Below are 20,207 nucleotides of genomic sequence, written 5' to 3'. Positions count from 1 at the left end.
CGAGCGAGAAGCGGCGAGCGGGAGGCGACGAGCGGGAGGCGACGAGCGGGAGGCGACGAGCGGGAGGCGGGGGGCCGCGAGCGGGAGGCGGGGGGCCGGAAGCGGGAAGCCACGATAATCGGGCTATGCGGTTCGACATCCTCGGTCCCACCCGGATCCGGCTCGACGGCGGGCGCGTGGTCGTCGTGGGCGGGCAGGGAATGCGCGCGCTGCTCGTGATGCTCCTCCTCGACGCGGGGAGGGTGGTGATCACCGAGCGGCTGATCGGCGGCCTGTACGGCGACGATCCCCCCGCGAGCGCCGCCAACGCCCTGCAGTCCCAGGTCTCGCGGCTGCGCAGGGCGCTCGGCGTCCAGGAGATGGTCGAGTTCCACCCGGCGGGGTACCGCCTCGCGGCCGATCCCGGCACCGTCGACGCCCACCGCTTCGAACGGCTCGCCGCCGAGGGCCGCCGGGCCGTGGCCTCCGGGGAGCACGGCCGGGCCGTCGAGCTGCTGGGCGAGGCCCTCTCCCTGTGGCGCGGGCCCGCGCTCGCCGACGTGGCGGAGGCGCCGTTCGCCCAGGCGCCCTCGGCCAGGCTGGAGAGGCTCAGGCTCGACTGCGTGGAGGACCGCGTCCAGGCGGAGCTGGAGCTGGGCCGCCACCGCGAGCTCGTCGCCGAGCTGCAGGAGCTGACCGCGGCCCACCCCTTCAGGGAGCGGCTGTACGGGCAGCTGATGCGCGCCCTGTACGGCTCGGGCAGGCAGGCCGAGGCCCTGGAGGTGTACGAGGGGGCCCGGCGGATCCTCGGCGAGGAGTTCGGCGTGGACCCGTCGGCGGAACTGGCCGCCGTGCACCTGGCGGTGCTCAGGGCCGACCCCGCCCTCACCGGAGCCCTCACCGGCGCCTCCACCGGCGTCGCGGCCGACGGTGCCGGGCCCGGACCGGTCAGGTCGGGACTGTGGGCCCCGCTGACCAGTTTCGTCGGCAGGGAGAGCGAGATGTCCAGGCTCCGCGCGCTGCTCGGCGAGGCGAGACTGGTCACCCTGGTCGGTCCCGGCGGCGCGGGCAAGACCCGGCTGGCCGGTGAGGTCGCCGCGAGGGAGCGGGGCGACGTGTGCTTCGTGGAACTCGCCCCCGTCCTTGGTGAGGGGGAGGCGGCCCAGGCCGTCCTCGGCGCGCTGGGCGCCCGCGACGCCGGTCTGCTCCCCGCCCGCGGACGCCCGGTGCCCGCGCCCCTGGACAGGCTGGTCGCCGTGCTGGCCGACCGGCCCGTGCTGCTCGTCCTGGACAACTGCGAGCACCTGGTCGCGGAGGTCGCCGAGCTCGCCGACCGCCTGCTCGCCGTCTGTCCGGGCCTGCGCGTCCTGGTCACCAGCAGGGAGGCGCTCGGCATCACCGGTGAGGTGCTCCACCCGGTCGCGCCGCTGCCGGTGCCGAGGACGGGCACCGCCGCGGGAGAGGCCCTGACCTACCCGGCCGTGCGCCTCTTCGCCGACAGGGCGGCGGCCGTACGCCCCGGTTTCCGCGTCGACGACGCCAACGTCGAACAGGTGCTGGGCATCTGCCACGCCTTGGACGGCCTGCCGCTCGCGCTGGAGCTGGCCGCGGCGCGCCTGCGGTCCCTGCCGGTGGCGGAGGTGGCCTCCCGGCTGGACGACCGGTTCCGGCTGCTGTCGCGCGGCAGCCGCACCGCGCTGCCCCGGCACCAGACGCTGCGCGCCGTGGTCGCCTGGAGCTGGGACCTGCTCGACGACGACGAGCGGTCGCTGGCCGGGCGGCTCACCGTCTTCGTGGGCGGCGCGACGCTGGAGGCGGCCGGACGGGTGTGCGGGCTGCGCGAGGACGAGGCCGTGGACCTGCTGAGCTCCCTGGCGGAGAAGTCGCTCGTCGAGCGGGTGGGCGAGCGCTACCGGATGCTGGAGACCATCCGCGCGTACTGCGCGGAACGGCTGGCCGAGACCGGCGAGACCGAGGCGCGCCGCGAGGCGCACGCCGCGTACTACGCGGACCTGGCGGCCACGGCGGACTCCCACCTGCGCGACGCCGGGCAGCTGGAGTGGCTGCGGCGGCTGGACGAGGAGCGCGACGACCTGCACGCCGCGCTGCGCTGGGCCGTCGACACCGGAAGGATCGCGCGGGGGCTGCGGCTGCTCGCCGGGCTCGCCATGTACTGGTGGCTGCGGGGCCGCCGCTCGGAGGGCGCGGCCCTCGCCGCCGACCTGCTCGCCGCGATCGGGCACCTGCCGACGGCGAACGCGGCCGGCTCTGTGGAGGGGACGGGACCTGCACCGGCCGGACACATGCCGGGAGAGAGCGCGCCCGGCTCCGTGGAGGGGACGGAACTCACAACCGCCGGATACATGCCGGCGGAGAGCGCGGCCGGCTCCGTCGAGGGAACGGAACTCACACCGGCCGAGGGACCGGCCGGATACCTGCCGGTGGGAAGCACGGCCGGCTCCGTGCCGGGGCCCTTTGAAAGGATGAGGGCACTCGCGCCGGTCGAGGGGATGGAGGAGGAGTACGCGATATGCGTGCTCGTGTCCTCCTCCGGCGAGTCGCGGTCGCCCCGGCATCCCACCCTGATGAAGACCATCGTCTCGATCATCCCGCCGCTCGACCGGCCGTACCGGTGGCCGTTCCTGGCCATGCTGTGGCCGATGTTCACCGGCCCGCCCGACTTCCTGCCGAAACTTCCGGTGCCCGCCATCGCCGATCCGTGGCTTCAGGCGCTGTCCCACTTCGGTTACGGCTACTTCTACCGGGACGGCGGTCACCCCGAGAGCGCCGCGCACGCCTTCGAGAAGGCGCTGGAGCTGTTCCGTTCCATCGGGGAGCGCTGGGGGAGCGCGCTCACCCTGGCCGAGCTGGCCGGGCTCGCCGACCTGCGGCGGGACAGGGCCGCGTCGCGCGCGCTGGGCGGCGAGGCGCTTCGCCTGGCGGAGGAGCTCGGGTCGGACGAGGACATCGCGGAGCTCGTCTGCCGCGAGGCCGCGGGGATCGTACGCGACGGCGACCTCGCGACCGCCCACGCCGAGTACCTCCGCGCGGCCGGTCACGCCCGCCGGGCGGGTGCCCCCGACGTGATGGCCAAGGTCCACTGCGGCCTCGCCGAGGTCGCCAGGCTCCGCGGGGACCTGGACGAGGCGCGCGCCATCGCCCTCAGAGCCCTGGAACTGTGCACGCAGGGGTGGTACACCATCGCGGAGATCCGCTTGCGCATCACCGTCGAGCTGGGCCGGATCGCCGTGTCCGGCGGAGACGGCCCCGGAGCGAGGACCTGGTACCTCAGGGCGCTGGAACCGTCGCTGCGGCGTTACTCGTCGGTGGCGGCCTCGGTGATCGAGGGCCTGGCGGAGGTCACGCTGCTGGAGGGCGACGCCGAGGGCGCGGCCCGGCTGCTGGGCGCGGCCACGGCTTTCGGCGGCACCGCGGCGGCGGCCCCCGACGCCGACGTGACGGCGGCCGTCCGCGCCCGGACCGGCGACGCCGCGTACGAGAAGGAATGGCACGCGGGCAACCGGATGTCACGGGGCGAGGTCCTCGCGATGCTCACCTCGTGACCTCGTGACCTCGTGACGTCGGCGGCCCCGCGACCCCGGCGGCCCGGATGGCATCGAGGCCCCGACAGGGCTGACGACGCCGACGACCCCGGGTCCCCACGACCCCGGGCCCCGATGACCCCGGACCCGACGACCCCGATGACCCCGGGCCCCGACGACCCTGACGAGGCCTTGTGGATCTGACGGTCCGGCCTGGTCCGGGCCGGATGGCCGGAGTGGAGGCACGCGGACGCACGCCCGCGTCGCGACGCGCGTCAGCGGGAGGTGCGTGGGCCGTCAGCGCCGCCGTTCACGATGGCGGGCATGAACGATCTTTCCCCGATCACGAGTCGCCGCAGGTGGGCGACCCTCGCCGTCGCCTGCCTGGCGGCGCTGCTCCTGTCCGTCGACGTCACCGTCCTGCACCTCGCCCTTCCCCAGCTGGTCGCGGACCTGCGGCCCTCGTCGACCCAGATTCTGTGGATCGGCGACGCGTACGGCTTCGCGCTCGCCGGGCTGCTGATCACGATGGGCAACGTCGGCGACCGGATCGGCCGCAAGCGGCTGCTCCTCGTCGGTGCCGTGGCCTTCGGCGCGGCCTCGGCGGTGACCGCCTACGCTCCCACTCCCGAGCTGCTCATCGCCGCCCGCGTGCTGCTCGGGGTGGCGGGCGCCACGATCATGCCCTCGACGCTGTCGATCATCCGCAACGTCTTCACCGACCCCAAGGAGCGGACCACGGCGGTCGGCCTGTGGAGCGGGATGGGCGCGGCGGGGTTCGCGCTGGGACCGGTCGTGGGCGGCCTGCTGCTCGGCCGTTTCTGGTGGGGGTCGGTGTTCCTGATCAACCTGCCGGTGATGCTGCTCATCCTGCTCGTGGGCCTCGTCGTGCTCCCGGAGTCGCGCAACCCCGCCGCCGGGCGGGTGGACCTCGTGAGCGTGCCGCTGTCCGTTATCGGGGTGATTGGTGTGATCTACGCTGTAAAGGAGGCTGCCGTGCACGGCCTCGTCACCGGCGGTGTCCTGGTGCCCGGGGTCGTCGGGATCGCCGCGCTGGCGCTGTTCGCCCGGCGGCAGACCCGGCTCGCCGAACCGCTGATCGACGTCCGTCTCTTCGGGCGCCGGGCCTTCACCGCCTCGGTCGGCGCGAACCTCGTCGCCATCTTCGGCATGTCCGCGCTCTCGCTGATCTTCGCCTGGTACTTCCAGCTCGTGCTGGGCTGGTCGCCCCTGCGGGCCGGTCTCGCGGGACTGCCCGGGGGCATGTCGGCGGCGGTCGGCGGGGTGCTGGCGGCGGGGCTGATCACCCGCTGGGGCCGGGCCAGGGTGGTGGCGCTCGGCCTGGCGCTCGCCGCCGCGGCCTTCGCCTGCTACAGCCAGATCGCCCTCGACACCCCCTACCTCTACTTCCTCGCCCCGATGATCGTCTGCGGGGTGGGCATCGGGCTGACGTTCACCGTCACCAACGACACCGTGCTCGCGAGCGTGCCCAGGGAACGGGCCGGAGCGGCCGCGGCGATCTCCGAGACCTCCTTCGAGCTGGGCGGCGCGCTGGGCATCGCCGTCCTGGGCAGCGTCCTCACCGGCGTCTACCGGGGCGAGCTCCGGCTTCCCGCCGGGCTGCCCGGTGAGGTGGCCGTTCCCGTCGGGGAGTCGCTGCCCACCGCCCTGGAGGCCGCCGCGACGCTTCCCGGACAGCTGGGGGAGGCCGTCGCCGAGGCCGCGAGGACGGCCTTCGTCACCGGGGTCGAGGTGACCGCGATCACCGCCGCGGTGACGATCGCCGTCCTCGCGGCGGTCTCGCTCGTCAGCCTGCGCGGCGTTCCCGACGTGATCCCCGAGGAACTCCTCGCCGAGCCGCACCGGAGTCCGGCCCCCGGCGAGGGTGCCCCCGCCTCCTGACCTCCGGCCGTCCGGAATCGCCTCGCAGCCAGGAGGGGAAGAGGTGCTGAGAGCGCTCTCACACAAATGTCGCGCCAACGGCACAGATGTGGGGGATGTCCCTGGTGGAAGTGGCCGGAGAGCCATGATCCACCTACAGGCCGCGTATCCACCCAAGAGAGCGCTCTCGCGCGAGTATTGACTCGGCCGTGTCGCAGCGTCAGGATCTGCGCAGCGCGGTCTCGGGGGGACCCGCCACGCCCGTCGCGGTGCCTGGAGAACGGATCCTCGATGACCAGACCCTTCGTCCGGCCGGGCGCCCTCCGGAGCGGACTCGCGGTGCTGGCGAGTCTCGCCCTCCTGTCAGGTGGGAGCGCCGGAGTGCCGGGCGTGGGTGCCGAGACCTCGGCGGGCGGCCGGCGGCCGGTGGTCGGCAATCCCGCCCTGGACTCCCGAGGCTGCGCCCGCATCGAGGGGAAACCGCCCGCCCTCTCCGAGTGGCCCGAGGTCAGGAGCGGGATCGAGAAGGACCGGTCCGGCGAGAAGCGGGTGGCGAGGATCCTCGCGGGCATGACGCTCGCCGAGAAGGTCGGCCAGATGACCCAGCCGGAGATCGCCGCGATCACCCCCGCCGAGGTCGGGCGGTACTTCATCGGCTCGGTGCTCAGCGGGGGCGGCTCCTGGCCGGGCCGGGACAAGCACGCCCCGCGGAAGGCCTGGCTCGACCTCGCCGACGCCTACTGGAACGCCTCCGTCGCCACCCGCGCGAAGATCCCCGTCATCTGGGGCATCGACGCCGTCCACGGCAACAACAACGTCCACGGCGCGACGGTCTTCCCGCACAACATCGGGCTGGGCGCCGCCCAGGACCCGTGTCTCGTACGCGACATCGGGGCGGCGACCGCCCGGCAGATGCGCGCCACCGGCCAGGAGTGGGCGTTCGCTCCCACCGTCGCCGTCCCCCTCGACGACCGGTGGGGCCGCACGTACGAGGGTTTCTCCGAGGACCCCCGGATCACCCGGGCGTACGGGTACGAGGCCGTCAGGGGCCTGCAGGGCGGGCACCCGCGCGGCATCGGCCAGGACGGCGTCATCGCCACCGCGAAGCACTTCGTCGGTGACGGCGGCACCCTCAAGGGCGTGGACCAGGGCGTCACCCCCGCGTCCGAGGCCGAGATGATCAACGTGCACGGCCAGGGCTACTACGGCGCCCTCGCGGCCGGGGCCCAGAGCGTGATGGTCTCGTTCAACAGCTGGAGGAACGCCGGCCTCGGCATCGACGAGGGCAAGTTGCACGGCAGCGGGCGGGTCGTCGACGAGATCCTCAAGCGGAAGATGGGCTTCGACGGCATCGTCGTCTCCGACTGGAACGGCATCGGCCAGGTCGCCGGGTGCGCCAACGGGAGCTGCGCCCAGGCGATCAACGCCGGTATCGACGTGGTGATGGTGCCCGACGACTGGAAGGCGTTCATCGCCAACACGATCGCCCAGGTCGAGAGCGGCGCGATCCCGGTGGCGCGCGTCGACGACGCGGTGACGCGCATCCTGCGCGTGAAGCTGCGCGCCGGGGTGCTCGACGGCCCCAGGCCCTCCAGGCGCGCCTTCGCCGGGTCGGCCGGCGCGATGGAGTCGAAGAGGCTCGCCAGGGAGGCGGTGCGCAGGTCGCAGGTCCTGCTCAAGAACAACGGCGGGGTGCTGCCGCTCGCCGCAGACTCCAAGGTCCTGGTGGTCGGCAAGAGCGCCGACAGCCTGCGGAACCAGACCGGCGGGTGGACCCTCACCTGGCAGGGCACCGGCAACGTCAACGCCGACTTCCCCGGCGGCACGACGATCCTCGGCGGCCTGCGCGAGACGCTCGGCGCGGCCGACGTCACCTTCAGCGAGACCGGTGACGGCGTCGACCCGTCGGCGTACGACGCGGTCGTCGCGGTGATCGGTGAGACGCCGTACGCCGAGGGCGTCGGCGACCTCGCGCGGCGCACGCTGGAGGCCGCCAAGCTCTACCCGGGTGACCTCGCGGTGCTCGACAAGGTCACCGGCAGGGGCGCGCCCGTCGTCACCGTCTACGTCGGCGGCCGGCCGCTCTGGGTCAACAAGGAGCTCAACCGCTCCGACGCGTTCGTCGCCGCGTGGCTGCCCGGCACCGAGGGCGGCGGCGTCGCCGACCTGCTCGTCCGGGGCGGGCACCGCGACGGCTACACGGGCAGGCTGCCGTACTCGTGGCCGAGGAGCGCCTGCCAGTCGCCGCTGAACCCGGGCGCCGAGGGCTACGACCCGCTGTTCCCGCTCGGGTACGGCCTGCGCGGCGGCCGGAGCGGGCCGGTCGGGACGCTCGACGAGACCGCGCCCCCGTTCGGCTGTGGCGAGCGGGGCGGCGGCGGTGAGGCGAGCGAGGAGATGGAGATCTTCAACCGGACCGGCGTCGCGCCGTACCGGAGTTTCATCGGCTCCCCGAGAACTGGGGCGGCATCGGGATCGGCCCCGGCGGCGAGGCGGCGCACGCCGAGATCGCCGACGTCCGCTGGGTGCCGCAGGCGGCCGACGACCCCGGCGCGAAGAAGTGCGAGGACCTGACCTAGAAGTCCGAGGGGCCTTCGGACTCTTCGGACTCTTCGGAGTCTTCAGGGTCCGAGGGTGCCGAGGGGTCCGAGGGGTCCGAGGGGTCCGAGGGGTCCGAGGGGTCCGAGGGGTCCGAGAGGGCAGAGGAGTTCTGGGAGTTCCGGGAGTTCCGGGACGACAATGGCCGGAGGGGGTGCCCCCTCCGGCCCTTCGTGTTCCGGGGTTTCGTTTTCCCGGTCCTTCGCTTTCCCGGCCCTTCGCTTTTCCGGTTACTCGCGCTTTCGGCCGGCCACGACGGGCCGCCCCGGCGAAGCGCGGCCGGGGACGGGCGTGCCGTCACTGGAAGCGTCATTGGGGACGTGCGTGTCGTTACCGGAAGAAATACGCGAAAGAAGGCTCGTCGGCCTCTGTTCTCCGGCGGAAGCCGAGGGTTCAATGACGTCGGGAATCCAACAGCGGCACTGTGTAACAAGTGAAGCCGGGTTCCCGGAAAGATTTGGTCAATTTTTCTCAGATGGGGGAGGCGAGAGAGGAGAGAGGTGTCTGGAAAACGGGCACAACCACCTCGTTAACCCGTAAAGCGGAGGTAAGCCCTGGTGAAAAGATCAAGGGCCGGGTTCGCCGTGGTAGCTGTGGCGGTCGTCTCCGCCATGGTCGGCGGGCTCACGGGATGTGCACGTGCCGAGTTCACCTACGTCCGCCACGACGACGGGCAGACGTACTTCAAGGTTCCGGCGGCCTGGCGGAAGGTCGACCAGGTGGCGCTGGACAAGGCGACCATCGGGGCCGACCCCGAATCGGCCACCGCGCGGCTGCGCAAGCAGCTCATCTGGTCGGCCGCCTACGACGCCCACGCCGAGCCGTCCGCCGACCACCTTCTCGGCTACGGCACCGGAGACGAGCCGTTCGTCTTCGCCCGGATCGCCAAGCTTCTCCCCGACGAGCAGGACTCGTTGTCCCTGAATACCATGCGCAACTCCGTCCTGCCCGTCACCGAGACGGTGCGCAAGGAGTACGCGCAGATCCCCGGTTACCCGCTGCAGGACTTCGAGCTGCTCGCCGACGAGGTGCTCCAGCCCGGAGACGGCCTGCGCGGGGTGCACGTGCGGTTCAACTACGCGATCCAGGGGGCCGGGACCGAGACCTTCGACCTCACCTCCTACCTGGCCGAGGACGGCAAGCAGATCTCCACCCTGCTGATCCGCTGCTCGGCCGCCTGCTACCGGAAGCGCGCCGGGGAATTCGAGAAGATCGCGCAATCGTTCAAGGTCAAGCGGCTCGCCGGGTGAGGAGAAGCCCGTCCATGAAGTCACCTCCACCGCCTCCCAACTTCGAAGGACTCCGGGCTCCCGGTTCCGGTCCGACGGATCCGCATCCGGACAAGCGCAAGAAGATGCCGTTCTGGGACCGGATCAAATTCCTGCTCATTCTTACGATCATCTATTTCATTCTGGTATGGAGTGAGATGGCCTCGTACGAGGGCATCATCACGTTCCAGGATGCGATGATCATCACCGCGGTCGCGGCGCCGTGGATCTTCTGGCTTCTCGGCGCCGAGTTCCTGCGGCAACTCCACTTCTTCGTCAGCGAGCGTTCCGCCGGATACAACCGGTTCTGGACGCGAAGCGTTTTCGGCGGTTTCGAGCGCTGGACCCATCGACGCTTCTCCGACTGGAACCGTTTCAGGATGGCGCGCGCCATCAAGTGGGTGTTCTGGATCGCGGTGCTCGCCCTCATTCTCGGCGAGGTGCTGGACACCTCCCCGGCACTCGCGCTGTTCCAGGCGCCCGCGCTGCTCTGGCAGGCGCTGCCGTACGTGGCGCAGCTCGCCTTCGCGTTCTTCTTCATCGCCTTCCAGTTCATCGGCCTGTTCTGGCTGCTGTCGCGGGGCGGCGTGGAGACGTACTTCCCCGACGACATCAAGACCCGCTTCACCGACGTCTGGGGCCAGGACCACGTCGTCGAGCGGGTGAAGGAGAACATCGTCTTCCTGGAGCGGCCGGACGCGATCGAGGAGCGCGGCGGCTACGTGCCCAGCGGCCTGCTGCTGTGGGGCCCGCCGGGCACCGGCAAGACCCTGATGGCCGAGGCCGTGGCGGGGGAGACCGGCAAGCCGTACGTGTTCGTTGACCCCGGCGCGTTCGTCAACATGTTCATGGGCATCGGCATCCTGAAGGTGAAGTCGCTGTTCAGGAAGCTGCGCAAGCTCTCGCTGCGCTACGGCGGCGTGATCGTCTTCTTCGACGAGGCCGACTCCCTCGGCAAGCGCGGCTCGCTGGCGCAGCAGGGGCCCAGGGGCGGTCCCGGGTTCTCCCCGCACACCGCGGGATGCCACGGCTTCGGCTACCTCAGCGAGGACACCCGGTGGCTGCTGACCCGCCAGGGCGCGAGGGGCGCGGGGGGCGCGGCCGGGCCGCAGGAACCCGACACCGGCCGCAGCCGCTTCATGATGGGCGGCATGGGCGGGGGCGGCGGCGACCCGGGCACGCTGCAGGCGCTGCTCACCGAGCTGTCCGGCCTGAAGAAGCCGAGGGGCATCGTCAACCGGCACGTGCGAAGGCTCTTCGGCATGCGGCCCAAGCCGCCGCCGAAGTACCGGATCCTGGTCATGATGGCCACCAACATGCCCAACTCGCTGGACGAGGCACTGTTGCGGCCGGGCCGTATCGACCGCATCTACAAGGTGGGCTACCCGTCGAAGGCGGGCCGGGTCCGCACCTACCGGGGTTACTTCGACAAGGTCGACCACGAGCTGACCGAGGCGCAGCTGGACAAGCTGGCGACGATCACGCCCTACGCCACCGGCGCCACGATCAAGGACCTGGTGAACGAGTCGCTGATCACCGCGATCCGCGACGGCCGGGAGGTCATCACCTGGTCGGACGTGACCCGCGCCAAGCGGCTCAAGCAGCTCGGGCCGCCCGAGGACGTGGAGTACATCGAGCGCGAGCGGCACGCGGTGGCCGTGCACGAGGCCTGCCACGCCGTGGCGGCGTACCGCACCCGCTACCACCTCGAGATCGACATCGCCACGATCGAGAAGGGCGCCGACTACCTCGGCATGGTCGCGAGCATCAAGCCCGAGGACCAGTTCACCCGCTGGAAGTCCGAGCACGAGGCAGACATCATGGTCTCGCTCGCCTCCCTGGCGGGGGAGCGGATGTTCTTCGGCGAGGACAACTCCTCCGGGGTCTCCGGCGACCTGTTCTCCGCGACGTACCTCACCGCGCTGATGGAAGCGCACTGGGGCATGGGCCGCGGGGTGACCTCGGTGCCCGCGCTTCAGGAGCTGGAGATCATGGGCGGCAAGTCGATGCCCAAGCCCGGCGGCGGGGGGATCGGCTTCACCAAGGCGCCGGGCGGCGGCCAGCCGCTCGCGCCCGACGTGCTGGGCGAGCGCATCGAGTTCAACCTGGTGGGCCTGCTCGACCGGACCGAGGAGCTGCTGCGCGAGCACCGGCGGGACGTCCTGTGCCTGGCGCACGCGCTGGAGGCGCACAAGACGCTCAACGGCGACGACGTGGTCGCGATCCTGGAACGCAGGCGGGGACCGCTGATCGACGGCTCCATCTACGTCTCGGACGACTTCTACGCCGAGATCGAGGAGTATCACCTGGAGGCGGCGCGGGCGCACCGCGAGCACAGCCACGTGGCGCGCGCCCTGCCCGTCCCTCCGGCCCTGCCCCGGCTCGAACCCGCCGCCGCGGTCATCCACGGCGCGGTGCTCACGGGCAACGGCCACGGTTCCGCGGTGTCGGGCACGGTGCAGAACACGATGCCGAGTACGGTGCCGGCGGCCGTGCCCCCGGCGTCCCCGGTGGCCGGGAGCGAACCCGACTTCGTGCCCTGGGGCGACGAGGCCCCGGTGCGCCGCCTGTCACCGGCGTCGCCCCCGCCACCTCCGCCGCCCGTCGCCCCCGCGACGCGCGGGGGGAGGTTGCGGACGGTGCTGGTGATCGCGGCCAGCCTGGCCGCGCTGGCGGCCTTCACGGCGGTGGGCACCTACGCGCTCAACGGCGGGACGGTCGCGATGGGCCGGACGGGCCCACCGGACTCCGGCACGCTCGCGGTGGTGTTCGTCGCCGTGCTGGCGGCGATCGTGGGGGCGGCGATCGTGGCGGCGGTCACCCGGGGGGCGCAGGCGGCCAAGACCAGGGCCGAGGCCCAGCGCGACAGCGCCGTGGAACGGGCCCAGCTGCTCGCCGCGGCGATGGACCCCGAGGTCGCCATGCGGATCCTCGGCTACAACGGCAACGACGAACGGCCCCCGCGGTGAGGTTTCCGGCGAGCGCGGGGCACCGGGAAACGAGACGGTGAGAAACGAGTGACGGGTGACAGATGACGGACGACGAGTGACGGATGACCCGTAGCGAGTAGCGGACGACGAGTGGCGGACGACGAGCACAGCCCGCCGGGCCGGGGCCGCGGGCGGGCTGTGGTCGGAGGTTCCGGGGAGACCGTGAGGCTGGTCTCCCCGGAGGTCCGTCAGCCGAACCGGAGGTCCGTCAGCCGAACTCGCCGTCCTTCACGCCGCCGACGAAGGCGTCCCACTCGCTCCGGGTGAACGCCAGCGCCGGGCCGCCCGGATCCTTGGAGTCGCGGACGAGATACAGCTGGTCGGCGTCCGCCTTGTGCCTGGCGACCACCGGGTCACCGGGGACGACCGCCACCTCCACGCAGTTGCCTCCGTTGGTGCTGCGGCCGCTCTTACGCCACTCGGCGCCTGACAGATCCATCGTGGACCCTCGCACTTTTTCTTCCTTCTACGGCTAGGGGGAGGAAAACCTTCTCGCCATCTGGGCGATGAAGGCTGCCGACGCCTCCTGACTGAGAGCCATGGCGCAGAGACTCTCGAACATGGAGGCGTATCGGCGGACTTGCTCGGGATCGTCCGGCACGTTCCCGCTCGCGGCCTGCTCCAGGTAGAGCAGGTCGGGATCCTCCGGTTCGGGGAAGCTGAGCAGGCAGAACTGGCCGTCCATCGCGGGGTGGGCCCCCGCGGAGAACGGGACGACCCGGATCTCCACGTTGGGCAGCCCGCCGAGGTGGACGAGATGCTCCAGCTGCTCCGACATGATGTCGCGACCGCCGATCCGGCGCCGGATCACCGCTTCGTCGAGCACGGCGACAAGGTGGATCGGGTCACCGGGCCCGTGCAGCAACCGCTGACGCGAGATGCGCACGGAGACCGTCTCCTCGACCTCTGAGGGGGTCTGAACTACTGAGGTCACCTCGATCACCGCGCGTGCGTACGGTTCGGTCTGCATCAGGCCGGGGACGACGAGCGGCTCGTACGAGCGCACGAGCGACGCCTCCGCCTCAAGCCCGATGTAGGAGTCGAAGCCGGGTTTCAGGGCCTGACGGTGGGGGTGCCACCAGCCCCGCCTCCTGGCTTCGACGGCCATCTGGATCAGGGAGTCTCGAGCCTCCCCGGTCACGCCGTACACATCGGTGAGGGCCGACACGTCCGAAGGGCGAGGCCGGGACAGGCCCGTCTCGTACCTCCAGACGGTGGTGTCGGTGGAGCCGATCCGCTCGGCCACCTCCACCCGGGTCAGCCCGCTGTCCTTTCGCAGACGGCTCAGCTCAGCCATCAGACGGCGATGACGGGCCGTGGGGCTGCGTCGAGAAGCCACGCATCTACCTCCCTCCGTCCTTTGATAGCAAATCTGCGGAATCCCAACATGAGGTATTGCAGTCCTTGATAGAACAGTTCACCGTGAGTGAGTGTGCCATCTCAGAGGGCGATGTGCATGGAATATGCGTGTCGGGGAGTGAGGTCAACCATGACGACCGGACGGCGGGCCGTCTCACCTCGATCAACGGTGACCCTCAAAGGGGTCCCGGAGTCGGTGTCGGTGGCGCGGAGCCGGGTCAGGGAGCTCCTCGGTGAGGGGCATCCCGCGTCCGACGACGTCGTCCTCCTGGTGAGCGAGGTGGTGACGAACTCGGTGCTCCACTCCGGTTCCGGAGGGGGCGGCGAGGTCGCGATGACGGTGGCGGTGGGATCGGCCGCGGTGCTGGTCGAGGTCTGCGACGCCGGGTCCGGGGCGTCGGCGCCGCACGTGCGCAACGACCCGGAGGGGGAGGGCGGGCGGGGCATGTTCCTGGTGGACCTGCTCGCCGACGACTGGGGCATCCAGGACGACGCCCCCGAGGGCTCCCGGACGCTCTGGTTCGAGGTCGGCTTCTGAATCCGGTCTCGTTCCCGCCCGGCTTCCGCCCGGTCGCGAGACCGAGTTTCCGCCCTTCCCAAAATTTGGGCCTTTGCTAATCAACGCCGCTGTTTGACTCTCGGTGGAGGCACGCGACAAAACCCTAGAGTGCGTGCCTGAGGAGGACGCAGGTGAGACGCCGTCTGATCGTGGTGTTCGCCGCCCTGGCGCTGTTGTGTCTCGGTGTGACCGGGGCGGGAGCCTCGGCCGAGCCACAACCGAACAGCCAGTACAAGGTCCAGGGGCCGAGCACCGCCCAGCAGCGAAGCGCGGTGGCCGCCACCGGTGCCGCGATCGACCAGGTCGACCCCGACTCGGTCGTGATCACCGCCAGCGCGGACGAGGTCGCCGAGATCAAGAAGCTCGGCTACGCCGTCACGAAGATCCCCAGGTCGTTATACCCGACCGGGCCAGAGCAGCGCGCCGACTTCCCGTCGGCGGACTCCGGCTACCACAACTACGCCGAGATGACCGCCGCGGTGAACCAGATCGTCGCCGACCACCCGACGATCGCCCGCAAGATCAGTTACGGCACCTCGTACGAGGGGCGCGACCTGATCGCCGTCAAGATCAGTGACAACGTCGCCACGGACGAGAACGAGCCCGAGGTGCTGTTCACCCACCACCAGCACGCCCGCGAGCACCTGACCGTCGAGATGGCGCTCTACCTGCTCAACCAGTTCACCGACGGGTACGGCACCGACAGCCGCATCACCAACCTGGTCAACGGCCGCGAGATCTGGATCATGCCGGACCTCAACCCCGACGGCGGCGAGTACGACATCGCCACGGGCTCCTACCGCTCCTGGCGCAAGAACCGCCAGCCCAACTCCGGCTCCTCGGCCGTGGGCACCGACATGAACCGCAACTGGGGCTACAACTGGGGCTGCTGCGGCGGCTCCTCCGGCACCACCTCCAGCGAGACCTACCGGGGTTCGGCGGCCGAGTCGGCCCCCGAGGTGAGGGCGGTGGCCAACTGGGTGCGCAGCCGGGTCGTCGGCGGCGTGCAGCAGATCAAGTCGCACATCGACTGGCACACCTACGGCGAGCTGATCCTGTGGCCGTACGGCTACACCTTCAACGACACCGGCCCCGGCCTGACCCAGGACGACCGCGACGCCCACGCGACCCTGGGCCAGAACATGGCCTCCACCAACAACTACACCCCCCAGCAGGCCAGCGACCTCTACATCACCGACGGCACGATCGACGACTGGCTGTGGGGCGTCTACAAGATCTTCAGCTACACCATCGAGATGTACCCGGTCAGCTCCTCGCCGGGCTTCTATCCTCCCGACGAGCAGATCGTCCCGCAGACCACCCGCAACCGGGAGGCCACGCTGCGCTTCCTGGAGTACTCCGACTGCGTCTACCGGATCATCGGCAAGGAGTCGCAGTACTGCGGCACCGGCACCCCGCCGGTGACGGTCTACTCCGACACCTTCGAGACGGCGACCGGCTGGACGGCCAACCCATCCGGGACCGACACCGCCACGCTCGGCCAGTGGGAGCGCGGCGACCCCGAGGCCACCACCTCCAGCGGCGCCAAGCAGCTCGGCACCACCGTCAGCGGCACCAACGACCTGGTCACCGGCAGGCTCGCGGGCGCCGCGGCCGGTGACTACGACATAGACGGAGGAATCACCAGCATCCGGTCACCGGCCATCACCCTGCCGTCCACCGGGACGCTGAACCTGTCGCTGTCGTGGTATCTGGCGCACGGTTCCAACGCCTCCAACGCCGATTTCTTCCGGGTGAAGGTCGTCGGCTCCACCACCACCCAGGTGTTCCAGCAGCTCGGCGCGGCCTCCAACCGCAACGGCGCCTGGGCCACGGCGACGGCCAACCTCTCCGCCTTCGCGGGGCAGAGCGTCCGGATCCTGATCGAGGCCGGTGACGCCTCGGGCGCCTCCCTGGTCGAGGCCGGGGTCGACGACGTGAAGATCACCCAGCAACCCTGACCCTCGCTCGGGGCGCCTCCACCGGAGGCGCCCCGAGCCCTTTTCGTATCCCCCTTTGACGGGAACGCCCAGGACGCCCGGGAACCTTGGGGCGTCAGGGATGCGCAGAAGCCCGGCGGAGAAGCGGGGCGACGCGGTCCCGAGGTTCCGAGGCCCCGAGGCCCCGAGGCCCCGAGGCCCCGAGGCCCCGAAGTCCTGAGGCCCCGAAGTCCCGAGGTCCTGAAGTGCCGAGGCACTGAGGCACTGAGGCCCTGAAGTGCCGAGAGCTCTGAGCTTCCCCCTGGCATCAGGCGCGGCAGATCAGCTCGCCGTGGAGCAGCGACAGCCAGCCGTCCGGCTCCCCGGCCCAGGCCAGCCAGCCCGCCGAGACGCGGCGCAGGTCCTCCTCGGTGGCGGCGCCCGAGGCGAGCGCCTGCCGGGCCATGTCGGACTTCAGGATCCGCTCGGCCCACATACCGCCCCACCACGCGCGGTCGTCGGGGGTGGCGAAGCACCAGGTCGAGGAGGTGGCCGAGACGTCGGTGAACCCCGCCGCGCGCGCCCACGACAGCAGCCGCCGCCCCGCGTCGGGCTCGCCGCCGTTGGCCCTCGCCACCCTCCGGTACAGGTCCAGCCACTCGTCCAGCTCGGGCGTCCCGGGGAACCAGGTGAACGCGGCGTAGTCGCTGTCGCGCACCGCGACGATCCCGCCAGGCCTGCAGACCCGCCGCATCTCGCGCAGCGCCCGGACCGGGTCGCCGACGTGCTGCAGCACCTGGTGGGCGTGGACGACGTCGAAGGTGTCGTCGGGGAACTCCAGCGCGTGCACGTCCGCCACGGCGAACGCGATGTCGGAGCGCCCGCGCCGCGCCGCCTCCGCGCGGGCCAGCCCCAGCGCCTCCTCGGTGATCTCGACGGCGGTGACCGCGCCGGGCGCGATCCGCTCCGCCAGGTCGGCGGTGATGGTGCCCGGCCCGCAGCCCACGTCCAGCAGCGTCATGCCCGGCCTCAGGTGCGGCAGGAGGTGACCGGCCGAGTTCTCCGCCGTACGCCACCTGTGGGATCTGAGCACGGACTCGTGGTGTCCGTGCGTGTAGACGGCGTCCTTGCCGGTCATGAGGTCCTCCCCGTTCTCGTCACGCTGGTCGGACCATAACACGAGTCTCATATTTCAAGAAGAATAGTCTCATCATGTGGTCGTAACAGATTTTGCACCTTTCCATCGCTTGTTGTGACGGTAGGCCAGGTTCACACTCAGGTCGGATATTCGCCGACACGATGGGGGTGGTCCTCGTGCACGAGGAGTTCAGTGCTCACGAGACCTGGCCGCTGGGGTGCGCGCACTGCGGGCACCTGTGGCGGGAGGAATACCTCGTCCGCCACCTGACCGACGGGCACGGGCACGACGTCGTGCTCTGGCTGCGGGCCGGTGTCATGGTCCAGCCGCCCTGGTCGGGGACGAACTGTCCCGCCTGCGGCTGCGACGGCGTCCGCGTCTTCCCCCCGAGCGCGCGGACCCGTCTCGCCGCCGTCCTTCCGGCGTTCCCCGAGGTCTCGCCGGTGATGCCCTCCGGCGCCGACGCCGGCCTCACCCCCGTTCCGGCCGCGGAGTCCGGAACCTCACCCGCCGGTCCCCGGCCCCGGCGCCACGCGCCGCAGTCCGTCCTGCTGTACGCCCTCCTCGCGGTCGCGGCCGTGCTCTTCATGAGCTTCGAGGTCTTCGAGTACGTGGTGACGCACCACTGAACCGGTGCGCCCGTGGCCCGGGGGTGTGAGCCCCCGGACCACGGCCGCCCCGGACGCGACCTCGTCGTCACGGACGTCCGGACATCCGGACGTCGGAGACACCGGAGTCGCGGAGGCGTCTTGCGCGTCGGGAGCCTCTTGGGTGTTGGGAGCGTCTCGGGTGTCAGAGCCGTCCTGGGTGTCAGAGGCGGAAGTCCAGGTCGGGGACGATCTCGGCGACGTCCATCTGGGCCTTCTGGAGCCTGCCCGAGTGGTCCCAGTTCATCGCCTGCCAGCGGGTGAACTGGTCGAGGACCCACATCCCCGACTGGCGGCTGCCGTTGCCCGACTTGCCGTTGCCGCCGAAGGGCAGGTGGGCCTCCGCGCCGGAGGTGGAGTTGTTGACGCTGACCATGCCCGCGCCGATGCCCTCGCGGAAGCGGAAGACCGACGCCGGGTCGGTGGTGTAGATGGACGAGGAGAGCCCGTACCCGGGGAGGTTGGCCAGGTCGACGGCCTCGTCCAGCGTGCCGAAGGGCGTCACGCCGACGATGGGGCCGAAGGTCTCCTCCAGGAAGAGCCGGTCGCCGGGGCGGACGCCGTCCACGACCACCGGGTGGTAATAGAGGCCGCCCTCCCCGGTGAAGCCGCCGCGCGGGTTGTCCGGCGTGATGCGGCCGGTGGGACCGGAGACGACCGTGTGGTGCGGCTGGATCCAGCCCAGATACTCCTCGTACCGTGAGGCGAACCTCCGGTCGAGCAGCGGCCCGCACAGCACGTCCTCCGCGGGGTCGCCGATCGCGGCCCCGGCGACGGCGTGGGCGTACCGGCGGAGGAACTCGTCGTGGACGCTCTCGTGCACGATCACCGTGCCGAGCGACGTGCACCGCTGCCCGGCGGTGCCGAAGCCCGCGAACAGCGCGCCCTCCACGGCGAGGTCGAGGTCGGCGTCGGGCATGACCACCATCGGGTTCTTGCCGCCCAGCTCCAGGCAGGGCGACTGCAGGTGCCGCCCGCACAGCTCGCCGACGCGGCGGCCCACCTCGGTGGATCCGGTGAACCCGACCTTGTGCACCGTGCCCTCGGCCAGCGCCGCCTCCAGGCCCTCGAACGTCGCGTCGCCGTCGGCGAGGACCAGGTTCAGCACGCCGTCGGGCAGCCCGGCCGCGACGAACAGCCGGTGGAGCGCGTGCGCGGAGGCCGCCGCGTACTCGGCGGGCTTCCACACCACCGCGTTGCCGCACAGCAGCGCCGGGACGAGGTACCACGACGGCACCGCGACCGGGAAGTTGCCCGCGGTGATCACCGCGGCCACCCCCACCGGGACCCGGAAGGTGAACAGGTTCTTGTCCGGCATCTCCGAGGGGACCGTCTGCCCGTACAGCCGCCTGCCCTCGCCGAGGAAGAAGTCGCAGGTGTCGACGATCTCGCGCACCTCGCCCAGCGCCTCGGCGTACGGCTTGCCGATCTCGCGGGTGACCAGGCGGGCCAGCTCCTCGGCGTTGGCCTCCACCAGGCGCCCGATCGAGGCGACCACCCGCCCCCGGACGGGCGCGGGGACCCGCGCCCACTCCCGCTGCGCGGCGGCGGCCGTGCGGCACGCGGAGGAGAACGTGCTCGCGTCCGCCAGCCGGACCCGCGCGACCACCTCGTCCACGCGAGCCGGGTTGACCGACTCGTAGGCCGCGCCGTTGGACGTTTCTTTTCCGCCGATGACGGAGACGATCTCGCTGGTCACCTTCGACCTCCCGGGTGTGGACCTGTGTCCGCATTCTCCCCACGCGGGGGAGGCCGTCACCTCGGCGGGGAGGGTGTTCGTGCCGTCTTCCCCGACGGCCCGTCCGTCGCGCCGTTCGTCGCGCCGTTCGTCGCGCCGTTCGTTGCGCCGTCCGTCGTGCTGTCTGTCGCGCCGTCCGTCGCGTTGTCCGTCAGAGCATGCGGAAGTCGGCGAAGTCGAAGCCGGGGGAGACGACGCAGCTCACCAGCACGCCCTCGTCACCGGCGGGGCGGGCGGCCTGCCAGGTGCCGCCGGGCACCAGCGCCTGGGGGACCTGGCCCTCCTCCACCAGCGGTCCCAGGGTCACGGTGCTCGAGGGCTGCCCCTCGTGACCGCCGAGGACCAGCGTCAGCGGGCCGCCCCGGTGCCAGAACCACACCTCGTCGGAGGCGACCACGTGCGGGCGCGACTCCTCGCCGGGCTCCAGCAGGAAGTAGATCCCGGTGGCGGTGGCCCGCGTGCCGGCGTACCCGGGCGGGGTGAGGTCGGCGGAGGTCCTCCAGGTCTCGCGGAACCAGCCGCCCTCGGGGTGCGGCAGCAGGTCGAGGGCCTCGGCGAGCGGAGGACGCGAAGGAGTCGTCATCGCACC

Annotated in this window: 13 protein-coding genes; 8 read left to right on the top strand and 5 right to left on the bottom strand. The window is 71.5% G+C overall.

Annotated features, from left to right (window positions below):
- Positions 1 to 125: 125 nt before the first annotated feature.
- From ABT053_RS18770 to ABT053_RS18750, 5 genes are all read left to right on the top strand, one after another.
- Positions 126 to 3,542, top strand: a complete 3,417-nt coding sequence (locus tag ABT053_RS18770) for an AfsR/SARP family transcriptional regulator (protein WP_350970355.1) — start codon at positions 126 to 128, stop codon at positions 3,540 to 3,542.
- Between the two features lie 303 nt (positions 3,543 to 3,845).
- Positions 3,846 to 5,423 carry an MFS transporter gene (locus ABT053_RS18765; RefSeq protein WP_350970354.1) on the top strand — a complete coding sequence of 526 codons (1,578 nt, stop codon included), beginning with the start codon at positions 3,846 to 3,848 and terminating at the stop codon, positions 5,421 to 5,423.
- Positions 5,424 to 5,693: 270 nt separating this feature from the next.
- Positions 5,694 to 7,976 (top strand): glycoside hydrolase family 3 protein, encoded by a 2,283-nt coding sequence (locus ABT053_RS18760; RefSeq protein ID WP_350970353.1) that lies wholly within the window; start codon positions 5,694 to 5,696, stop codon positions 7,974 to 7,976.
- A 581-nt stretch (positions 7,977 to 8,557) separates the two neighbouring features.
- The gene (locus ABT053_RS18755; RefSeq protein WP_350970352.1) at positions 8,558 to 9,250 is read left to right on the top strand and encodes a hypothetical protein; all 693 of its coding nucleotides are present in this window, start codon (positions 8,558 to 8,560) and stop codon (positions 9,248 to 9,250) included.
- A gap of 176 nt (positions 9,251 to 9,426) precedes the next feature.
- On the top strand, positions 9,427 to 12,237 hold the full coding sequence (locus tag ABT053_RS18750) for an AAA family ATPase (protein ID WP_350970351.1): 2,811 nt from the start codon (positions 9,427 to 9,429) through the stop codon (positions 12,235 to 12,237).
- 229 nt (positions 12,238 to 12,466) lie between these two features.
- Here ABT053_RS18750 and ABT053_RS18745 read toward each other — a convergent pair whose 3' ends face one another.
- Together ABT053_RS18745 and ABT053_RS18740 are read right to left on the bottom strand one after the other, a co-directional pair.
- On the bottom strand, positions 12,467 to 12,697 hold the full coding sequence (locus ABT053_RS18745) for a DUF397 domain-containing protein (RefSeq protein WP_350970350.1): 231 nt from the start codon (positions 12,695 to 12,697) through the stop codon (positions 12,467 to 12,469).
- 33 nt (positions 12,698 to 12,730) lie between these two features.
- Positions 12,731 to 13,555, bottom strand: a complete 825-nt coding sequence (locus ABT053_RS18740) for a helix-turn-helix domain-containing protein (protein WP_350970349.1) — start codon at positions 13,553 to 13,555, stop codon at positions 12,731 to 12,733.
- Between the two features lie 231 nt (positions 13,556 to 13,786).
- Here ABT053_RS18740 and ABT053_RS18735 point away from each other — a divergent pair, with 231 nt between their 5' ends.
- On the top strand, positions 13,787 to 14,155 hold the full coding sequence (locus tag ABT053_RS18735; RefSeq protein ID WP_350970348.1) for an ATP-binding protein: 369 nt from the start codon (positions 13,787 to 13,789) through the stop codon (positions 14,153 to 14,155).
- A 152-nt stretch (positions 14,156 to 14,307) separates the two neighbouring features.
- A complete protein-coding gene (locus ABT053_RS18730) occupies positions 14,308 to 16,137 on the top strand; it encodes a M14 family metallopeptidase (protein ID WP_350970347.1) in 1,830 nt (609 codons plus the stop codon).
- A 286-nt stretch (positions 16,138 to 16,423) separates the two neighbouring features.
- Here ABT053_RS18730 and ABT053_RS18725 read toward each other — a convergent pair whose 3' ends face one another.
- Entirely contained in the window at positions 16,424 to 17,233 is an 810-nt protein-coding gene (locus ABT053_RS18725; RefSeq protein ID WP_350970572.1) for a class I SAM-dependent methyltransferase, read from the bottom strand.
- A gap of 161 nt (positions 17,234 to 17,394) precedes the next feature.
- On the opposite strand from ABT053_RS18725, the gene ABT053_RS18720 reads away from it, so the two are divergent.
- On the top strand, positions 17,395 to 17,862 hold the full coding sequence (locus ABT053_RS18720) for a hypothetical protein (protein WP_350970346.1): 468 nt from the start codon (positions 17,395 to 17,397) through the stop codon (positions 17,860 to 17,862).
- Positions 17,863 to 18,043: 181 nt separating this feature from the next.
- Here ABT053_RS18720 and ABT053_RS18715 read toward each other — a convergent pair whose 3' ends face one another.
- Together ABT053_RS18715 and ABT053_RS18710 are read right to left on the bottom strand one after the other, a co-directional pair.
- Positions 18,044 to 19,579, bottom strand: a complete 1,536-nt coding sequence (locus ABT053_RS18715) for an aldehyde dehydrogenase family protein (protein ID WP_350970345.1) — start codon at positions 19,577 to 19,579, stop codon at positions 18,044 to 18,046.
- A 190-nt stretch (positions 19,580 to 19,769) separates the two neighbouring features.
- A complete protein-coding gene (locus tag ABT053_RS18710) occupies positions 19,770 to 20,201 on the bottom strand; it encodes a cupin domain-containing protein (protein WP_350970344.1) in 432 nt (143 codons plus the stop codon).
- Between the last annotated feature and the right edge of the window lie 6 nt (positions 20,202 to 20,207).

It is taken from the genome of Streptosporangium sp. NPDC002524 (assembly GCF_040295985.1).
GTDB lineage: Bacteria > Actinomycetota > Actinomycetes > Streptosporangiales > Streptosporangiaceae > Streptosporangium.
The sequence above is the reverse complement of the archived record's forward strand: the minus strand, read 5'-3'. Positions and strand labels throughout refer to the sequence as shown.

Coding starts and splice junctions, on each gene's coding strand:
- ABT053_RS18765 (WP_350970354.1), top strand. CDS start 3,846: ATGAACGATCTTTCCCCGATCACGAGTCGCCGCAGGTGGGCGACCCTC.
- ABT053_RS18750 (WP_350970351.1), top strand. CDS start 9,427: ATGGCCTCGTACGAGGGCATCATCACGTTCCAGGATGCGATGATCATC.
- ABT053_RS18770 (WP_350970355.1), top strand. CDS start 126: ATGCGGTTCGACATCCTCGGTCCCACCCGGATCCGGCTCGACGGCGGG.
- ABT053_RS18725 (WP_350970572.1), bottom strand. CDS start 17,233: ATGACCGGCAAGGACGCCGTCTACACGCACGGACACCACGAGTCCGTG.
- ABT053_RS18745 (WP_350970350.1), bottom strand. CDS start 12,697: ATGGATCTGTCAGGCGCCGAGTGGCGTAAGAGCGGCCGCAGCACCAAC.
- ABT053_RS18740 (WP_350970349.1), bottom strand. CDS start 13,555: ATGGCTGAGCTGAGCCGTCTGCGAAAGGACAGCGGGCTGACCCGGGTG.
- ABT053_RS18760 (WP_350970353.1), top strand. CDS start 5,694: ATGACCAGACCCTTCGTCCGGCCGGGCGCCCTCCGGAGCGGACTCGCG.
- ABT053_RS18720 (WP_350970346.1), top strand. CDS start 17,395: ATGGGGGTGGTCCTCGTGCACGAGGAGTTCAGTGCTCACGAGACCTGG.
- ABT053_RS18710 (WP_350970344.1), bottom strand. CDS start 20,201: ATGACGACTCCTTCGCGTCCTCCGCTCGCCGAGGCCCTCGACCTGCTG.